The sequence below is a fragment of the Agromyces albus genome (assembly GCF_004134825.1).
Lineage (GTDB): Bacteria > Actinomycetota > Actinomycetes > Actinomycetales > Microbacteriaceae > Agromyces > Agromyces albus.
This window is the reverse complement of sequence record NZ_SDPN01000015.1, coordinates 1-18,030: the sequence shown is the minus strand read 5'-3', so window position 1 is coordinate 18,030 and position 18,030 is coordinate 1. Positions and strand designations below refer to the sequence as shown.

The 18,030-nt window shown below is 70.2% G+C and carries 16 protein-coding genes and 1 tRNA gene; 12 read left to right on the top strand and 5 right to left on the bottom strand.

All coding sequences use genetic code 11. The features are described from left to right. Window position 1 precedes the first annotated feature (1 nt). From ESP51_RS09770 to ESP51_RS09725, 10 genes are all read left to right on the top strand, one after another. Entirely contained in the window at window positions 2-1,411 is a 1,410-nt protein-coding gene (locus ESP51_RS09770) for a M14 family zinc carboxypeptidase (protein ID WP_129520719.1), read from the top strand. Continuing rightward, window positions 1,408-2,337, top strand: a complete 930-nt coding sequence (locus ESP51_RS09765; protein ID WP_129520718.1) for an ABC transporter permease — start codon at window positions 1,408-1,410, stop codon at window positions 2,335-2,337. Before ESP51_RS09770 ends, ESP51_RS09765 begins: the two co-directional genes overlap by 4 nt. Next, window positions 2,334-3,239 carry an ABC transporter permease gene (locus ESP51_RS09760; protein WP_129520717.1) on the top strand — a complete coding sequence of 302 codons (906 nt, stop codon included), beginning with the start codon at window positions 2,334-2,336 and terminating at the stop codon, window positions 3,237-3,239. Before ESP51_RS09765 ends, ESP51_RS09760 begins: the two co-directional genes overlap by 4 nt. 88 nt (window positions 3,240-3,327) lie before the next feature. Further along, complete coding sequence (locus ESP51_RS09755; RefSeq protein ID WP_129520716.1) at window positions 3,328-3,858, top strand: GbsR/MarR family transcriptional regulator; 531 nt, start codon at window positions 3,328-3,330, stop codon at window positions 3,856-3,858. After that, window positions 3,851-5,551 carry a dipeptide ABC transporter ATP-binding protein gene (locus tag ESP51_RS09750; protein ID WP_129520715.1) on the top strand — a complete coding sequence of 567 codons (1,701 nt, stop codon included), beginning with the start codon at window positions 3,851-3,853 and terminating at the stop codon, window positions 5,549-5,551. The genes ESP51_RS09755 and ESP51_RS09750 overlap by 8 nt, the downstream gene beginning before the upstream one ends. A 50-nt stretch (window positions 5,552-5,601) precedes the next feature. After that, complete coding sequence (locus ESP51_RS09745) at window positions 5,602-6,246, top strand: FMN-binding negative transcriptional regulator (RefSeq protein WP_129520714.1); 645 nt, start codon at window positions 5,602-5,604, stop codon at window positions 6,244-6,246. Next, window positions 6,243-7,748: an amidohydrolase gene (locus tag ESP51_RS09740; RefSeq protein ID WP_129520713.1), complete on the top strand. Its 1,506-nt coding sequence runs from the start codon at window positions 6,243-6,245 to the stop codon at window positions 7,746-7,748. Before ESP51_RS09745 ends, ESP51_RS09740 begins: the two co-directional genes overlap by 4 nt. An 84-nt stretch (window positions 7,749-7,832) precedes the next feature. Next, window positions 7,833-9,386 carry a multicopper oxidase family protein gene (locus ESP51_RS09735; RefSeq protein ID WP_129520712.1) on the top strand — a complete coding sequence of 518 codons (1,554 nt, stop codon included), beginning with the start codon at window positions 7,833-7,835 and terminating at the stop codon, window positions 9,384-9,386. After that, complete coding sequence (locus ESP51_RS09730; RefSeq protein ID WP_241843092.1) at window positions 9,367-10,782, top strand: sensor histidine kinase; 1,416 nt, start codon at window positions 9,367-9,369, stop codon at window positions 10,780-10,782. Before ESP51_RS09735 ends, ESP51_RS09730 begins: the two co-directional genes overlap by 20 nt. 62 nt (window positions 10,783-10,844) lie before the next feature. Further along, the gene (locus ESP51_RS09725) at window positions 10,845-11,507 is read left to right on the top strand and encodes a response regulator transcription factor (protein ID WP_129520711.1); all 663 of its coding nucleotides are present in this window, start codon (window positions 10,845-10,847) and stop codon (window positions 11,505-11,507) included. A 9-nt stretch (window positions 11,508-11,516) separates the two neighbouring features. On the opposite strand, the gene ESP51_RS09720 is transcribed toward ESP51_RS09725, so the two are convergent. From ESP51_RS09720 to ESP51_RS09710, 3 genes are all read right to left on the bottom strand, one after another. Then, on the bottom strand, window positions 11,517-12,215 hold the full coding sequence (locus ESP51_RS09720) for a hypothetical protein (protein WP_129520710.1): 699 nt from the start codon (window positions 12,213-12,215) through the stop codon (window positions 11,517-11,519). A 53-nt stretch (window positions 12,216-12,268) separates the two neighbouring features. Next, entirely contained in the window at window positions 12,269-12,766 is a 498-nt protein-coding gene (locus tag ESP51_RS09715; protein WP_129520709.1) for a Dps family protein, read from the bottom strand. A gap of 133 nt (window positions 12,767-12,899) precedes the next feature. After that, window positions 12,900-13,232, bottom strand: a complete 333-nt coding sequence (locus ESP51_RS09710; protein WP_129520708.1) for a YciI family protein — start codon at window positions 13,230-13,232, stop codon at window positions 12,900-12,902. Between the two features lie 93 nt (window positions 13,233-13,325). Here ESP51_RS09710 and ESP51_RS09705 point away from each other — a divergent pair, with 93 nt between their 5' ends. Continuing rightward, window positions 13,326-13,994, top strand: a complete 669-nt coding sequence (locus ESP51_RS09705) for a cation efflux transmembrane domain-containing protein (protein ID WP_129520707.1) — start codon at window positions 13,326-13,328, stop codon at window positions 13,992-13,994. Window positions 13,995-14,010: 16 nt separating this feature from the next. Here the strand turns inward: ESP51_RS09705 and ESP51_RS09700 are convergent. After that, a tRNA-Gly gene (locus tag ESP51_RS09700) sits at window positions 14,011-14,084 on the bottom strand. 95 nt (window positions 14,085-14,179) lie between these two features. On the opposite strand from ESP51_RS09700, the gene ESP51_RS09695 reads away from it, so the two are divergent. Beyond that, complete coding sequence (locus tag ESP51_RS09695) at window positions 14,180-14,551, top strand: nuclear transport factor 2 family protein (protein WP_241843091.1); 372 nt, start codon at window positions 14,180-14,182, stop codon at window positions 14,549-14,551. A 33-nt stretch (window positions 14,552-14,584) separates the two neighbouring features. Here the strand turns inward: ESP51_RS09695 and ESP51_RS09690 are convergent. Continuing rightward, window positions 14,585-18,030, bottom strand: a 3,446-nt coding sequence (locus ESP51_RS09690) for an SCO7613 C-terminal domain-containing membrane protein (protein ID WP_206737267.1), incomplete at its 5' end; no start/stop codon positions are given.

The window sequence follows — 18,030 nt, the reverse complement described above, 5'->3', positions numbered from 1 at the left end:
CGTGATCGGCAACACCGCCCGCTCCGGCGAGGGCCCTGCGCTCGCCGGCTCGGTGGAGGAGATCCTCCACCGGGCCGGCGCAGTGCCCGCGGCAACCTCGTTCCCGGGCGTCGATGAGCTCATCGCACGATTCGATGCGATCGCCGCTGCTCATCCCGGCTCGATCGAGCGTCGGCGGATCGGCACGAGCCGGCGCGGTGAGCCCATCCCGATGTACTCCGTCGGCTCCGGACGACGCAACCACCTGGTCGTCGGCGGGGTGCATCCGAACGAGCCGATCGGAGCCCTGACGGCGCTGCACCTCGCCCAGGCGCTCGCCGATCGCGACCCGTTCCTCGAGGCGCTCGACGCCCGCTGGCACATCGTGCCCTGCATCGACCCAGACGGGGCACGGCTGAACGAGGCGTGGTTCTCCGAGCCGGGCGACCGCCGGCACTACGGGCGGCATTTCTACCGCCCGGCGCCCACCCAGCAAGTGGAGTGGTCGTTCCCGACCGATTACAAGCGCGCGTACTTCGACGAGGTCACCTCCGAGAGCCAGGCACTCATGCGGGTCATCGACCGTGTGCAGCCCGACCTCTACGTCGCGCTCCACAACGGCGAGATGGGCGGCGTCTACTACTACCTCTCACGGCCGGTGCCGGCCCTCCATGAGGTGCTGCATGCGATCCCGGCCGGTCTCGGTCTCCCGCTCGACACGGGCGAGCCCGAGGCGCCGCACCTCGAGTCGTTCGCGCCGGCGATCTTCGGCATGGGCACGATCGGCGAGACCTACGACTATTACGAGGCCCTTGGCGTCGACCCCGTGAGCGTCGTCGGGGGATCGAGCTCGAGCGAATACGCCTCGCGCTACGGCACGCTCTCACTGATCGCGGAGCTGCCGTATTGGACGCACCCCGATTCCGACGACGTGAGTCCGATCGACGAGACGTACGCACACTTGCTCCGGCGCACCGCTCACGGCATGCGCGAGTTGCACTCGAGCCTCGCGTCGATCCTCGAGCGGGCAGAACCGCACCTCGTGCTCGAGACGCCGTTCCTCGAGGCGACGCGAGCCTTCGTGCCGATGTTCGCAAGCGCGGCCGAGGCCGACGAAGCGCGCGCACAGGATGCCGCGGCCGCGCGCCCTGCGACCGTCGCCGAGCGGTTCGGCTGCGAGGACATCCTGCAGTGCTTCCGGCTCCGCTACGGCGGCATGCTGCTGCGAGCACTCGAGGCCGAGACCTCGGCCGGCACGGCAGGACCCGAACTGCATCGACTGGCGGCGGAGACGGCCGAGCTCTACCGCGAGTGGCAGTCGCGTCCCTCGATCGCCGATGACGCCTCCGTCGTGCCGCTCGCCTTGCTCGTGGGCGTGCAGTACGGCGCCACCCTCGCTGCCGCGGTCGCCGTGCGGGACTCCGGCGCATGAAGATCGCCGTCGGGATCGGCACGCGAGCGGGTGGGCTGCTCGTCGTCTTCGTGGGCGTGACGTTCCTCATCTACCTGATGGTGTTCGGCCTCCCGGGCGATCCGATCCGGGCGCTGGGCGGTGACCGGCCGCTCACGGATTCGGTCGTCGCGACCCTCCGCGAGCGGTACAACCTCGACGCGCCGCTCTGGCAGCAGTACGTGGACTATCTGGCCGGACTCCTGCGCGGTGACTTCGGCATCGACTTCACGGGCCGATCGGTCGGTGGGCAGATGGCCGCGCGCTGGCCGGTGACGATCGCCCTCGCGCTCACTGCCTGGGCCATCGAACTCATCGTCGGACTCGTGCTCGGCGTGATCGCGGCGATCCGGGCCGGCACGGTCGTCGACAAGTCGATCCTCGGCGTCACGATCGTGGCGAGCGCCGTTCCCGTCTTCGTGCTCGGATCCACGGCGCAGCTCGTGCTCGGGGTTCGCCTCGGGTGGTTTCCCGTTGCCGGCACGGCTGCAGGCTGGCCGACCGCCTACCTCCTGCCTGCGCTCGTCATCGCCGTCTTCGGCCTTGCTGCGGTCTCGCGACTCATGCGCACCTCGGTGCTCGAGAACATCAACGCCGACTACGTGCGCACGGCGCGCGCGAAGGGCCTCGACGAGGGGAAGGTCATCGGCGTGCACGTCATGCGCAACTCGATGATCCCCGCGGTCACCTATCTCGCGACCGACCTCGGATTCCTCCTCGGCGGCACCGTGATCATCGAGGGGATCTTCAACCTTCCCGGCGTCGGGAATCTCCTGTTCCAGGCGATCCGCAGCCACGAGGGCCCGACGGTCGTCGGCGTGTCGACGGCGCTCATTGTCATCTTCCTGATCACGAGCCTCATCGTCGACGGCCTGCACATCGCACTCGACCCGAGGATCCGCCGATGAGCCAGCTCGCTGACCTCGCACCCGCGCCCGTTCCGGCCGGGCGGCGCACCCCGTGGCGGCGCACCCCGTGGCGGCGCACCGTGCGCAGCATCCGCTTCCTCGTGCCTGCCGCGATGCTCGCACTGCTCGTGGTCATCGCGCTCTTCCCGTCGCTGTTCGCAGGGCTCTTCGGCAACGGGGATCCGCGCGTCTGCGATCTGCGCATGAGCGGTGATGCGCCTGCCCCGGGGCATCCGTTCGGATACGACCTGCAGGGGTGCGACGTCTACGCCAACGTCATCTACGGCACGCAGTCCTCGCTCGCCGTCGGCGTCTTCACGACGATGCTCGCGACCGTCGCAGCCGTGGTGCTCGGCACGATCGCGGGGTACCGCGGGGGAGCGGCCGACTGGATCATCTCGCGCCTCACCGACGTGTTCCTCGGCTTCCCGTTCCTGCTCGGGGCGATCGTCGTGCTGACGAGCATCGGCCAGCGGTCGGTGCTGACCGTCTCGCTCGTGCTCTCGCTGTTCGGCTGGCCGCTCATGGCACGACTCGTTCGCGGTTCCGTGCGTTCCGTGCGGAATGCCGACTACGTGCGTGCGGCGCGAACGATGGGCATCGGCACCGGCCGGATCATCTCGCACCACGTGCTGCCGAACGCGCTTGCGCCGGTGCTCGTCATCGCGACCATCACGACCGGATCCGTGATCGTCGCCGAGAGCTCGCTCACCTACCTCGGCATCGGTCTCGAGGCGCCGGCGATCTCCTGGGGACTCCAGCTCGCGAGTGCGTCGAGCCAGTTCCTGAGCAGCCCCCACTTGCTCGTCTTCCCGTCGCTCTTCCTCGCGGTCACCGTGCTCAGCATCATCTCGCTCGGCGACACCCTCCGTTCGACCCTCGATCCCAGGAGGCAGCAATGAAGTCGGCGAGATCGATGACCACGACCGATCGAATAGGCTGCGGCACGACGCAGCACGTCAGCGAAACCGAGGGAAACGGGCCTGATCCATGGCAGCACACGACGACACCGCGACGCCGGACAGAGTTCAGGAGACCGACGACCGTGAGCGGCGGCGGCGTGAGTTCGCCGAGGACTTCGGGCTCTATTGGGAGCAAGCGGGCAGCCCGCGCATGGACGGCCGCATCCTCGGCTACCTCATGATCATGAAAGAGCCGTACATCTCGTCGGCTGAGCTCGCGAAGGTGTTGAACGCGAGCGCGGGGTCGGTGTCGATGTCCACGCGCCGCATGGTCGATGCCGGCTTCATCAAGCGGCACGTCGTGCCGGGCGATCGCAACCACTACTTCCGTGCCGACGACGACCCGTGGGGGAGCTTCCTCGCGGGCGAGCGGCGCTATCTCGATCGCCAGCGCGAGCTCATCGAGCACGGCTTCGATATCGCCGGCGACGACGAGACCGACGTTCGCCGTCGCCTCCGCAACGGAAGCGACTACATGACGTGGCTCGCGCAGTACCACCGCAAGATGCTCGGCGAGTGGGAGGCCTACAAGGCCGAACGAGGGCTCGGCGATGACTGAGCCGACCCCCGATGCGCTGCTGCGCGTCGCCGGCCTGGGCGTCGAGTTCGATGTCGACGGGCAGCGGAACGTCGCCGTCGAGGACGTCTCGTTCGAGATCGGCCGCAACGAGGTGCTCGCGCTCGTCGGCGAATCGGGATCGGGAAAGAGCATGACAGCGATGTCGCTCCTCGGCCTGCTGCCGCGGAACGCTACGGTCACGGGATCGGCGATGCTCGACGGCCAGGAGCTCATCGGCCTCGACCCGAAGGGCCTGCGCGAGGTGCGCGGCTCTCGCGTGGCGATGATCTTCCAAGACCCGCTCGCCGCCCTGAATCCGGTGCTCACGATCGGGTTCCAGATCGCCGAGGCGGTGCGCCTGCATGATCGCCGTCGAGATCGAGCTGCTGTGCGCGCCCGCGTGATCGAGCTCTTGCGTCTCGTCGAGATCGCCGATCCCGAGACCCGACTCGGTCAGTATCCGCACCAGCTCTCGGGCGGGCAGTGCCAGCGTGTCGTGATCGCCATGGCCCTCGCGGGCGACCCCGAGCTCCTGATCGCCGACGAGCCGACCACCGCGCTCGACGTGACGGTGCAAGCCGAGGTGCTCGACGTGCTCCGTCGCATGCGTGGGCGGCTGCAGAGCAGCATCCTGCTGATCACCCACGACATGGGCGTCGTCGCCGACCTCGCCGACCGGGTCGCCGTGATGCGCCGCGGCGTCGTCGTCGAGTGCGACAGCGCCGAGCGGCTCTTCGCCGAGCCGTGGAACGACTACACGCGGGAGCTCCTCGCTTCGGTGCCGCGCATCGGCGCTCGTCTGGTCGTGACCGAGCGACCGTCGGTCCCGGCATCCGCTCGGGCCATCACGGAGACAGCGGATGCCGCCACCGCGCCGCCGCGCGAGCCGGCCCCCGTGCTCGACATCGACGAGCTCGTCGTCGAATACCGCAGCCGCGGACGCACGGTTCGCGCCGTCGACGGCGTGAGCCTCAGCGTTCGACGCGGCGAGATCGTCGCGCTCGTGGGGGAATCGGGCTCGGGCAAGTCCACGACGGGACTCGCGAGCGTCGGGCTCGCGCCGGTGGCGAGCGGCTCCATCCGGATTTCGGGGCGAGAGCTCAAGACGGCGAAGGGTCGTGAGCTGCGGGAGTTGCGCCAACGCGTAGGTGTCGTGTTCCAGAATCCGACGACGTCGCTGAACCCGCGCTTCTCGGTGCGCGACGCGGTCGCCGAGCCACTCCGTGTGCACCGGCGACTCCGCGGGCGCGCGCTCGACGATGCCGTCGACCGGCTGCTCGACGGCGTGGGGCTCAGCGGAGGATGGCAGGAGCGGTATCCGCACGAGTTGTCGGGCGGTCAGCGCCAGCGGGTCGCCATCGCCCGGGCCGTCGCGCTCGATCCCGAGCTGCTCATCGCCGACGAGCCCACGAGCGCGCTCGACGTCTCGGTGCAGGCTCGCGTGCTCGACGTGTTCCGCGAGCTGCAGGAGCGCCTCGGCTTCGCGTGCCTGTTCATCAGCCACGATCTCGCGGTCGTCGATTCGCTGAGCGATCGCATCGCGGTCATGCAGCGCGGGCGTATCGTCGAGATCGGGCAGCGCGAGCAGGTGCTCTCGGCGCCGAACCATCCATACACGCGGCAATTGCTCGACGCGGCGCCGGTCGCCGACCCCGTCGCGCAGCGCGCGCGGCGCGAGGCGAGAGTGGGCTGAGTGCACTGCCCGCAGGGCGGTACGAGACCTCCGAGGAACCAGGAACAGACATGCGACAGAACCCGAGTTTCACCATGGCGAGCGAAGACGCCGTCAAGCGCCTGATCCGCGAGCACCCGTGGATGACGATCGTCAGCCAGACGTCCGCCGCGGGCCTCGTCGCCTCCCACTATCCCGTGCTGCTCGACGAGACCGCCGAGGGCATCGTGCTGCTCACCCACGTGGGTCGTCCCGACGACGTCGTGCACGAGCTCGGCCGCCACGAGATCCTCGTCATCGTGCAGGGCCCGCACGGCTACATCTCGCCCGGCTGGTACGACGCGAGCCCCGCCGTGCCCACGTGGAACTTCGTGACGGCGCACCTCTACGGCACCCCCGAGCTCCTGAGCGCCGACGAGAACCTGCGCGTGCTCGAAGCGCTCGTCGACCACTTCGAGGATCCGATGCCCGAACCGCGTCGCATGCGGGGCACCGCCGAGAACTCGGCCTATGCCGATTCCATCGCCACGGGAACCGTGGGCCTGCGCATTCCCATCACCCGGTTCGTCGCGAAGAACAAGATGAGCCAGAACAAGCCCGCCGAGACCGTCGACCGCATCATCGCCGAACTCGAGGGCGACGGCCCCTACGCGAGCCCCGCGCTCGCCGCAGAGATGCGCCGCACGCACGAGACCATCCGGGCAGCCCGCGCATGAGCGGCGCGACGCCGCTCGTCCTCGCCGGAGCACGGCTGCCCGGCGCCGACAGCGCGGTCGACCTGCACCTCGCCGGCGGCACGGTCACCGAGATCACGCCCGCGGGCGTCGAGCCGTCGGGGCAATCCGAGCGGCCCGCGCAGGATGCCCGTCGCATCGAGCTCGACGGCCGATTCGTCGTGCCGGGCCTCCACGACCGGCACGTGCACTTCTCCCAGTGGGCGATGGTGTCGCGCCGGCTCGATCTCGCCGAGGCCCGCTCGGCCTCCGCGGCCGCGGCGCTCGTCGCGGCATCCGTCGACCGCGGCGACCTCGAGGTGATCGGCTTCGGCTATCGTGACGCGCTCTGGACGGATGCCCCGAGCCGCGCAGTGCTCGACGCCGTCTCGGGCGACGTGCCCGTCGTGCTCGTCTCCGCCGACCTGCACTCCTGCTGGCTGAACTCGGTGGCGCTGCGCCGCCACGGGATGGAACACCTCACCGACGCGAGCGGACTGCTCCGCGAGGACGACGCCTTCCGGATGCTGCGCGAGATCGACGACGTGGCCGACGACGTGCTCGATGGCTGGGTCGCCGACGCCGCACGCCGGGCCGCCGCTCGCGGCGTCGTCGGCATCGTCGACCTCGAGATGCGCTGGAACCGCGACGACTGGGCGCGCCGCGCCGCCGACGGCTCGACGGCGCTGCGCGTCGCCTTCGGCATCTACACGCAGCACCTCGATCGCGCGATCGCCGAGGGGCTGCACACGGGCGATGAGGTGCCGGGAACCGGCGGCCTCGTCACCGTCGGCGGGCACAAGATCATCACCGACGGCTCGCTGAACACCCGAACGGCCTGGTGCTTCGATCCCTATCCAGGCCGCGGCCCCGGCGAGCATCCCTACGGGCTCTCGACCGTGCCCTACGACGAGCTCGTGCCGCTCATGCGCACGGCCCACGAGGCGGGCATCACGCCCACCGTGCACGCCATCGGCGACCAGGCGAACGCGATCGTGCTCGACGCCTTCGAGGACGTCGGATGCCGCGGCTCCATCGAGCACGCACAACTCCTCCGTCGTGAAGACGTCGCCCGCTTCGCCGCGCTCGGCATCGTCGCGAGCGTGCAGCCCGAGCACGCCATGGACGACCGTGACGTCGCCGAACGGTACTGGCCCGGCCGCACCGACCGCGCCTTCATGCTCGCCGACCTCGCCGAGGCGGGCGTCGAGCTCGCCCTCGGCTCCGATGCCCCCGTGGCGCCGCTCGACCCGTGGATCGCGATGTCGGCCGCCGTCGCTCGCAGCCGCGACGGGCGCGAGCCCTGGCACGCCGAGCAGGCGATCGACGTGCGTGTCGCGCTCGCCGCGTCGACGGGCGGGCACGGCGCCACGGTGACGGCGGGATCGGTCGCTGATCTCGCGGTGATCGAGCTCGACCCCTTCGCGGCATCCGGCGACGACCTCAGACGGATGCCCGTGGCGGCGACCCTCCTCGCGGGCCGCTTCACGCACGACTCGCTCTGACCGCGGCGGGCGGGGGAAAACCCCCGCCCCGATCCGGGCGCACACCGGCTGGGGCGTCGAACCCCCGCTCGCGAGGCTGGAGGCATGCCAGTTGCACCCCGTCTCTCACCTGAACGCCTGCGCCGCCCGCGCGCGACGCTGAGCGCCCTCGCGGCCATCGCCGCCGGCGGCCTCGTGGCCGTGTCCTTCGCCGGTTGCGGCCTCGTCGGCCCCTCTCCGGTGTCCACCGTCGGCGATGTCGAGTTCGACACCCCGCTCAGCATTCCGCCGCTCGCCGCGTCGACCGTCGATACCGACGGCACCCGGGTCTTCTCGCTCGACGCGCAAGCCGGCTCGACCGAGTTCGAGCCGGGGGAGCCGAGCAACACGTGGGGCTTCAACGGCAGCTACCTCGGCCCCACGATCGTCGCGAAGCGCGGCGAGCACGTGCGCGTCGATCTGACCAACAGCCTCGACGAGCCCACGACCGTGCACTGGCATGGCATGCACCTCCCCGCCGAGATGGACGGCGGCCCGCACCAGATGGTGGAGCCCGGCGCCTCGTGGTCGCCCGAGTGGGACATCGACCAGCAGGCGGCGACACTCTGGTACCACCCGCACCCGCACGGCGACACCGAGGATCACGTCGCTCGCGGCCTCGCCGGCATGTTCCTCGTGCAGGACGACGCTGAAGCCGTACTCGACCTTCCGCGCGAGTACGGCGTCGACGACGTGCCCGTCATCGTGCAGGATGCCGGATTCTCCGCCGAGGGCGAGCAGGAGGGCCGCGGACACGGATTCGCCGGCGCCCTCGGTGACGAGCTCATCGTGAACGGCACGCGCGGCCCGTTCCTCGACGTCGACGACGAGCTCGTGCGACTGCGCCTGCTCAACGCCTCGACGGCGCGCAGCTATGCGTTCGGCTGGTCGGACGGGCGGCCGATCGAGCTCATCGCGACCGACGGCGGGCTGCTCGAGGCATCCGTCGAACTCGACCGGGTGCTGCTCTCGCCCGGCGAGCGCGCCGAAGTGCTCGTGCGCATGGTGCCCGGCGAGCGGATCGTGCTGCAGTCGAAGATGACCCCCGAGATCGCCGGCATGCAGTCGATGATCGCGGCGAGCAACGGCGGTACCGACTCGTTCGACGTGCTCGAACTGCGGGCCGCCGACACGCTCGACCCTGCACCCGCCGTTCCCGAGCGACTCAACACCATTCCTCCCGTTGACGAGACGGCGGTGACGACGACCCGCACGTTCGACCTCAACGGATTCGAGATCAACGACGACGAGATGGAGATGGGCCGCATCGACGAGACCGTCACCGTCGACACGACCGAGCGGTGGATCGTGACGAACACGAGCTCGATGCCGCACAGCTTCCACGTGCACGACGTGCAGTTCCGCATCGCCTCGATCGACGGGGCCGCGCCGCCCCCTGAGCTCGCGGGCTGGAAGGACACGTTCTTCGCGCAGCCCGAGACCGAGTTCGAACTCATCCTGCGCTTCGAGGACTACGCCGATCCCGACACGCCGTACATGTACCACTGCCACCTGCTGTGGCACGAAGATCAGGGCATGATGGGGCAATTCGCCGTCGTGGAGCCCGGCCAACAGGCGACAATGACGGAGGAGACCAGCCATGAGCACCATGACCACTGAGCCGAGCACTGAGACGAGCACGATGACTCTCGAGCGAACGGATGCCCCGCCCCGGCGGCGCCCCGGCTACGGCGCCCTGTGGGCGAGCGTGCCGCGCGAGTTCGCCTTCCTCATCCTCACGATGCCGATCGCGATCCTCGGCCTCGTCGTGCTCGCGACCACGTTCTTCACCGGGCTCGGCCTGATCTTCATCGTCTTCGGAATCTTCATCGTCGTCGCATCGCTCTTCATCGCGCGCGGCTTCGGCACGCTCGAGCTCGTGCGCCTGCGGTGGGCTGGGCGCCCCGAAGTGCGGCGCCCGGCGTGGGACCACGCCGATCGCAACCAGGGATTCTGGCGCACGATGTTCGCACCGTTCATCGATGGCCACTACTGGCTCTACCTGCTGCACGGGATGGTCATCAATCCCATCGTCAGCGTCGTCACCTGGAGCATCACGGTCGCGTGGACCTCGGTGGCGCTCGCCGGAACCACCGGCTGGATCTGGCAGCGGTACATCCCCGATGGCGATGGACGCGACTTCTGGCTGCACGACGTCGTGCTCGATTTTCTCGTGCCGGGCAACACGTTCGACTTCGACCCGCAGGTCGGCGAAACGGTGTTCGAGATCATCCTCGGCGTGCTGTTCCTCCTCATGTTGCCGTTCGTCTTCCGCGGCCTCACGGTGCTCCACGACCTCATCGCCCGCGGGGTCCTCGGCGCCTGGCGCTCCGAGGCGCTCGAACGCGAGGTGCAGTATCTCTCCGCGTCACGCGGTGCGGCCGTGCAGGCTGAGGACACCTCCCTCCGCCGTCTCGAGCGCGACATCCACGACGGGCCGCAGCAGCGGCTCGTGCGCCTGCAGATGGATCTCGCCGCGATCGAACGCAAGCTCGACGGCGACCCCGATTCGGCTCGTACCCTGCTCTTCGAGGCGCGCGACCAGGCGCGAGAGGCGCTCGACGAGTTGCGGGCGCTCTCCCGTGGCTTCGCCCCGCCGATCCTGCAGGACCGCGGGCTCGCCGCCGGCCTCGAGTCGCTCGCGTCGCGCAGCCCGGTGCCCGTGACCCGCGAGGTCGAGGTGCCCACGGATGCCGCCCTGCCGGCCGTCATCGAACGCAACGCGTACTTCATCGCCGCCGAGCTGCTGACGAACGCCGCGAAGCACGCAGGAGCCACCGGCATCCGCTTGCGCGTGTCGACCCGCGATACGGGCGAATCCGGACACTGGCTCGACCTGTGGGTGATCGACAACGGCCGCGGCGGCGCGGCGCCGGCTCCCGGTCATGGGCTCGCGGGGCTCGAGGAGCGCGTGAACGGCCTGCGCGGGATGCTCGTGATCGACAGCCCGGTGGGCGGGCCGACGACGATCGGCGCGCACATCCCGTATGTGCCGCTCGCGGCATCCGCCGACTGAATCGATGACCGACGACGGGCCGTGGGCGGCCTCGCGTGGTGCTCCGCAGCTAATGTGGGGGCATGACCGACTCCGCCCGCGGCCCGTTGCGCGTCGTGCTCGCCGAGGACTCGGTGCTCTTGCGTGAGGGTCTCGTGCGGCTCTTCGACGAGGCCGGCTTCGAGACGGCCGCCGCCTACGGCGACGCCGACGAGTTGCTCGCCGAGCTCGACGAGACCCGGCCCGACGTCGCGGTGCTCGACGTGCGGATGCCGCCGACGTTCCGCGACGAGGGCGTGCGTGCGGCCATCGAGTTGCGCCGGCGCAGGCCGCGGCTCGGCGTGCTGCTCCTGAGCCAATACGTCGAGGGCACGTATGCGCACGAGCTGCTCTCGTCAGGCGAGGGCGGCATGGGGTACCTCCTGAAGGATCGCATCGCCTCGCTCGACGAGCTGAAAGACGCCGTCGAGCGCGTGAGCGAGGGCGGCACCGTGCTCGACCCGCAAGTCGTGCGCGAACTGCTCTCGCGGCGCAGCGACCCCCTCGAGTCGCTCACCCCGCGAGAGCGCGAGGTGCTCGAGCTCATGGCCGAGGGCCGAACGAACGCGGGCATCGCGAAGCAGCTCTTCATCGGCGTGGGCGCCGTGGAGAAGAACGTCACCTCGATCTTCCAGAAGCTCGCGCTCGAGGACTCGGGCACCGATCACCGACGTGTGCTCGCGGTGATCACCTGGCTGCAGCGCTAGGAGGTCGGGTCATCCGCCGTCACTGCGGCGCATCGGCACATGCAGCCGCATCACCCGAAGGTAGCCCCGGTATCCCCACGACATCCAGAGCAGGAACACGGCGATCGCGATGACGACGCCCGCGGCGATCGACCAGCCCACGGACCCGGCGAGCGAATAGGTCAGAGCGCCCGCGAAGAGCCCGGCGAGCGCGCTGTTCACGACGAGGATCAGCATCATGGAGCTTCCGAAGACCTGCGAGCGGTCGCGGTCGGCGAAGGGGTAGTACGTCTTGCCAGCCCCGGCCCCGTCGTCGGTCGTACCAGTCATGAAGTACGGCTCTATCCCGGGGTCGAGGTCGAGATAGGCACCGCGGAGGCGATTCATGGCGAGGACGTAGACCAGGTCCTCCGTCGCGGTGTTGAACACGCGCAGTTGCGTGATCACCCCGAGCAGCACGAGCAGGAACAGCACCGCGAGCGCGGCGACGCCGAACCAGCCGCGGAACTCGGTGGCGTTTCCGAGCACGCCCAGGGTGACGAGTCCCGCCGAGACGAGCGTGAGGAAGATCGCGATGCGGGTCAGCACCTCGCTCTGCGTCGTCGAGCGCGAGGCGAGCAGGCTCCAGTGCTCGGTCGCGAGCATCTGCGCCCGCAGCGACTTCTGCGCATCGGTGAGCCCCGTGACGTCGTCGGGAGACGACGCGGGCCCGGGTGCATCCGCGGTCATATCGGCATTCTGCACCCGGGCCCGTCAGCCCGCCATCGCGGGTCGGCTCGGCGTTACTTCACGGAGATGTGCGAGAAGAGGAACCAGCGGTCCTTGTCGAGTCCGCGGCGGATCTCGATCGCGACGTCCTGGCTCACGGGGTCGAGCTTCTCGAGACCCTCGACGGCGTCGCCCACCTTCTCGGCAGCGACGTCGATCTGAGCGACGACATCCGCGATCGCCTCTTCATAGGGCTGGAATCCGAGCTTCGGGTTCGCGGCGTCGCTCTTGCTGGCCACGGTCGCGAGGCGCCCGTCGATCGGAAGGCCGAGGGCGACGACTCGCTCGGCGGCGAGGTCGGCCCACTCCTGGGCGTGCGCCACGACCTCGTCGAGGAGCTCGTGAACGGCGATGAAGTTCACGCCGCGTACGTGCCAGTGCGCCTGCTTGCCGTTCACGGCGAGGGCGACGAGCTCATGCACGACGGGCGTCAGGAACTGCGCGACGCCCGCGGCGACGTCGGCGTTGGATCCGGTCTTCGAAGTCTTCGGTGCATCCTTGGTGTCGGTCATCGATTCCACCCTTCCCTGGCGTATGTCCTGGTCAACGCTACGCCGCCCCCCGCGTATTTCAAGGAAGGAGAGCCTCGGCTCACCGGGGTGTGATGCCTGCGTCGAACGGATGCGGCGGGCCGGCCGATTCGCCTCATTCCTCCTCTGGCGGCAGCGCCGCTGCGTCGACCATGAACACCTTCATGGGATAGAGCGTCGCGCTCTGCACGCCGGCGAAGACCGCCGGATCGGACTCCATCACGGCACGCGCCGACGCCTCGTCTGGAGCGGTGAAGACCACGTCGCCGAAGAGGCGCTCGGGATCGGTCTCGTCGCTGCGACCCACGAAGATCACGCGGCCCTCCTCTCGGAGCCGCACGAGGTGGTTCCAGTGCCCCTCGAGTGCCGTGGCCTCATCGGGCGTCGGACCCTCGGTGAGCAGCTCGATGCGATTGAGTCGCAATCGGTAGAGCCATGTCTTGGTCATGGGCGCCTCCGAACGGTGTCGCTTCCTCGTTTGAGCGCGAGCATATCCACGCGGAGGATCCGGCGCGAGGGTGGATCGAGGTAGCGTCGAGTTGTGCTTCAGACGACGGATGCCTCGCGCCGGGTCGTGCTCCAGCGGCGCATCCGTGCGGTGGTCTACGTCACCATCGCCTACAACGTGATCGAGGCGATCATCGCCCTCGCCGCCGGTGCGGCCGCGTCGTCCGCTGCCCTCATCGGCTTCGGACTCGACTCGATCGTCGAGGTGCTCTCCGCGGCCGCGGTGGCCTGGCAATTCGCGGCGCCCGACCCTGAACGCCGCGAGCGCACGGCACTGCGCATCATCGCGGTGTCGTTCTTCGCGCTCGCCGCGTGGGTCTCGGTCGACGCGATGTTCTCGCTCGCCGGGGTGCGCGAGCCCGAGCCGAGCCCGGTGGGCATCGCACTCGCGGCCGTGAGCCTCGTGGTGATGCCCGTGGTCAGCTGGATCGAGCGGCGCGCCGGCCGCGAGCTCGGCTCGGCGTCGGCGGTCGCCGACTCGAAGCAGACCCTCATCTGCAGCTACCTCTCGGCGGCGCTGCTCGTGGGCCTTCTCCTCAACGCGCTGCTCGGCTGGGCGTGGGCCGACGCGGTCGCTGCCCTCGTGATCGCGGGCTTCGCGGTGCGCGAGGGCGTGGAGGCGTGGCGCGGCGACGCCTGCGCCGAGCCTGTGGCGGTGCTCACGGGCGAACGCGAGGCGCACGACCACCATCACGATGACTGAGCGTTGTTGCCGTATCTGGAGGGGATGACGGGAATCGAACCCGCGTAATCAGTTTGGAAGACTGAGGCTCTACCATTGAGCTACATCCCCGAGCACCCGCTCGCGGGCACTGCATCATCGTAATACACGGCAGGGGTCCGTCCTTGCACGGTGTGCGTGCGGCCTCCGTTCGAAGGAGCATGCACATGAGCGGTCGAGAGACGATCGAGGCGCTGATCGCAACGCTGAACGCCGGTGACGTCGACGGCATGGATGCCGTATTCCACGAGGACGCCGTCATGGAGTGGCCGCAGTCGGGCGAGCGCATCGTCGGCGGTGACAATCGGCGGGGCGTCTACCGCGCCTTTCCGCAGTTGCCGAAGATCACACCGCGGCGACTGACCGGAGAAGGCGATCTCTGGGTCGCCGAGGCCGACCTCGACTACGGTGACGGCGCGATCTACCAGACGGTGTTCATCTTCGAGTTGCGCGATGGGAAGATCGCCAAGGAGACGGCGTACTGGTCGCAGCCGTTCCCTGCGCCCGACTGGCGTGCGGAGTGGGTTGAGCGCTTCTGACGGATGCTGCGAGGCGGCCGTGGTGACGAGCTCCTACCGCAACTCGGCGATCAAGCGGATGGTGCCGCGCGCGAGGCGCAATTGGCGCTCGTAGGTCGCGGCGAGCACCACGAACAGCACGCCCGCGATGCCGAGCCACAGCCACCACCACACGGCCTCATAGAGGTCGGTGATCCACGGCCAGAGCTGCACGATGGCGTGCACGAGCAGCACGCCGCCGCCGAGGAGCAGCGGCGCCTGGAGGCGCCGCATGGCCCCGGCGAGCACCACGAGGGCGGCGACGATGCCGAGCGCGACGTTCCGCCAGAGCTCGGGATCGGTGAAGTCGGCGACGAGCGACGGGATCAGCAGCACCGCGAGACCGATACCGAGCGCCGGCCAGCTGCCGAGTTCGGGGGAGCGGTGCATCCGGAACCATCCCGCGCCGAGAAGCGCGACGCCCACTGAGGCCGTGACGAGGTCGAACGGATCGACCTCGCCGGGCAGGAGGACCGCGAGGCCGCCGAGCGCGAGCACTCCGATCGTCGCCCAGCTGAAGGCGGGCCCGGCGATCGGCCGCGCGGTCGTCGCGGTGGCAGCGATGTGCGCGAGCGCGAGCAGCGGGAACAGCACCGCGGCACGCAGTGTCGGCTGTTCGCCGGACACGATCGCGAGCACCGTCGGCAGGGCTGTCAGGGCGACGGATGCCGCGAGCAACGCCTCGGCGATCCACGCGGGCCGCGATTCGACCCGCGTCCACGTCAGCGCGATCGCCGCGCCCGCAGCCAGCGCCACGAGCGGCCAGAACTCGACGAACAGCACGCTGTCGTCGGCGCCGTTCGCGATCGCCGAGCCGCGCACGAGAGCCGCGCCGGTGACCGCGGTCCAGCCGGCAACGACGCCGAGCAGTCGCACGGGTACCCCACGAGCCGACTCCGGCAGGAACGCGGCGGCGACGGCCACGACGATGCCGATCGACACGAGCACGAGGGTGCGCAACTCGGAGTCTCCGCTCGAACCCACGCTCGGCAGCACCGCGATCGCGGCAGCCGTACCGAAGAGCGCGGTGCGGCCGGAAGCGCGGGAGTCACCGGTGGCTCGTCGCCAGGTGATCAGCCCGCCCGCCACGCCCAGTGCGGCCGCGAGGGGGAGTGTGTAGGCCTCGACGTTGTCGACGCCGTCACCGGCGAGCCACGCCCAGACCGTCGCGACACCGAGCGCAAGGCTCAGCCAGGCGAGGTGCCGACTCGGCTGCTCGCTGCCGACGGGGTCGCCGTACAACGCCGCCATCACGATCGGCACGGGAGTGAGGAGCAGCAGCACGAGCCACAGCTCGTCGTTCGCGGACGTTCCCGTTGCGCCCATCAGCAGGGCGATGACGCCGGCGAGGCCGACCGCGGCACTCCACGCGAACCGCAGGTTCCGCACGTGGGCCGGCGGAGCCGAGTGCGCGAGCGCGGCGGAGAGCAGCGTCGCTCCAGCGATGCCGACTCCCGCGAACTCGGGGCCGAACACCTCGTCGACGGCGAACGATGATGCGAGGGAGAGGGCGAGCGGCGTCGCGGCGGCGAACGAGATGCGCATCGCCGAGGAAGTGCCTACACGCACCCACAGGATGCCCGCGACGACGAACACGAGCGTAGGAAGCCAGCGCAGGTCGAGCTCGGGCTCGAAGGCGAGGGCCGCGAGCGCCACGACGGATGCAGCGAAGAGGGGGACGACGACGGCGAGTTGGTCGCGCGGGGTGCCGCGCCGCACGAGCGCCGCACCCGCCAGCAGCACGGCACCGCCGGTCGCGAGCCACATCCAGGGCGACGTCCACGGCGCGACGAGTTCGACATCGGCCGCGTCGAGCCAGAGCGGGATCGAGACCAGGGCGGCGGCGAGGAGCGCAGCGGCGATGGCGAGCAGCGTTGCACCGGCGCGAGGCGCGGCATCCGCGGTCCAGACCCTGTGTGCGAACACCCTGCCCGCGATGGTGATCGCGATGGCGGCGGCGATCGCCCACGGCCAGATCGCAACGCTCGCATAGCCGACCCACCACGCGAGTGCGCCCCCGCTTGCGCCGACGATGAGCAGGGTCACGAGAAGGCCGGGCACGGTGAAGCGCCGCAGCGTGGCGGCGAGCGCGAGTGCGCCGGCTGCGAGGGCGAGGAGCACTGCCGCCGAGGCCGCGGTGCCCGGTGAGAGCGCGCCGGTGACGAGCACGCCGGTGAGTGCCGAACCGACCGGGATTGCCGCGAGCCGGCGCGCGTGGCCCATGAGCCACACCACGATGAGAGCGCCGGCGGCGATCACGAACGGCACGAGCACAGCGCCCGAGTCGTACTCGGGCCAGATGGTCTCGATGCGTGCATCGGCGTCGAGCTGCCACGGCGGAATACTCGCGGAGAACCGCGTGAAGACCGCACCGATGCCGAAGAACGCCCCCGGAATCGCCGCGGCGACCGTCACGGCGGCAGCGGCGATGCACGCCCGGAACGCGTCCCGTGAGAGCGGCCGGGCCGAGCGGGTACCGGCGGCGATCACCGATGCGACGGCGACGGCCCCCGCCGGTGCGAGCCAGATGGCGACGTCGGAGTCGAGCTCGAAGGCGATCGAGACGGCGGGTGCGAGGGCGAGGCCCGCTCCGAATGCGGGAGCCGCGATCCGCGCCCACGCGGGTGATACGCCCGCGCCACGGAGGTGCAACGCGACGAGCGCGAGCAGCCACGCTGCCGCGATCGCGAGGAACGTCCAGAGCTCGTTCCACTCCACGTCTGGGAGCGCCCACGCAGCCGACAGCAACCCGAGGCCGCCGGCGGCGAATCCCGCGGAGAGCAGGATCACGCGCTCGGTCGAGCGAGGCAGGAGCAAGGCCGCCGTGCCGAGCAGCGACGCGGAGAGGGATCCGAGCCACACGCCGGTGGCGAACTCGGACTCGGGCGCCGCCTCGAACGTGAGCAGGAAGACGCCGACCGGCGCGAGGCCCGCCGCAGCGAACCCGGCCACGCGGATGCCGCTCACGGCACGCACCCCAGAGAGCAGCAGCGCGACGACGAGCAGGGCGCCGCCCGTGTACCCGGCAGCGCCGATCGTGTCGGTGTCGAACAGGCCGTTGGCTCGCACGATCCACACGTCGAGCAGCAACAGCACGATGGCGACGGATGCCACGCCCTCTGCGGTGCCCGGCAGTCGACGAACCCGCAGCAGCCACGCGACCCCGAGCACGAGCACGCTCGCGGCCGCGATGATCACCGAGCGCACCTCGAGGCTCGCCACGAGGTACGCGACGAAGAGGAACACGATCGCCGTGACCGAGATGAGCACGACGCCGAGCGTCAGCAGCAGCACCTGCACGCCGGAGCGGCCCGAGCGGCCCGCGCCCTGACGGGGTACGGATGCCGCGGGCGGCTGCCCCACCGTCGGCGGGGCCATGGCCGCTGGGGGCACCGAGGCCACCGCCGCTGCAGGCGAAGGCACTGCCGCCGACGCAGCCGCCGCCGTGGTCGCCCCTGGCT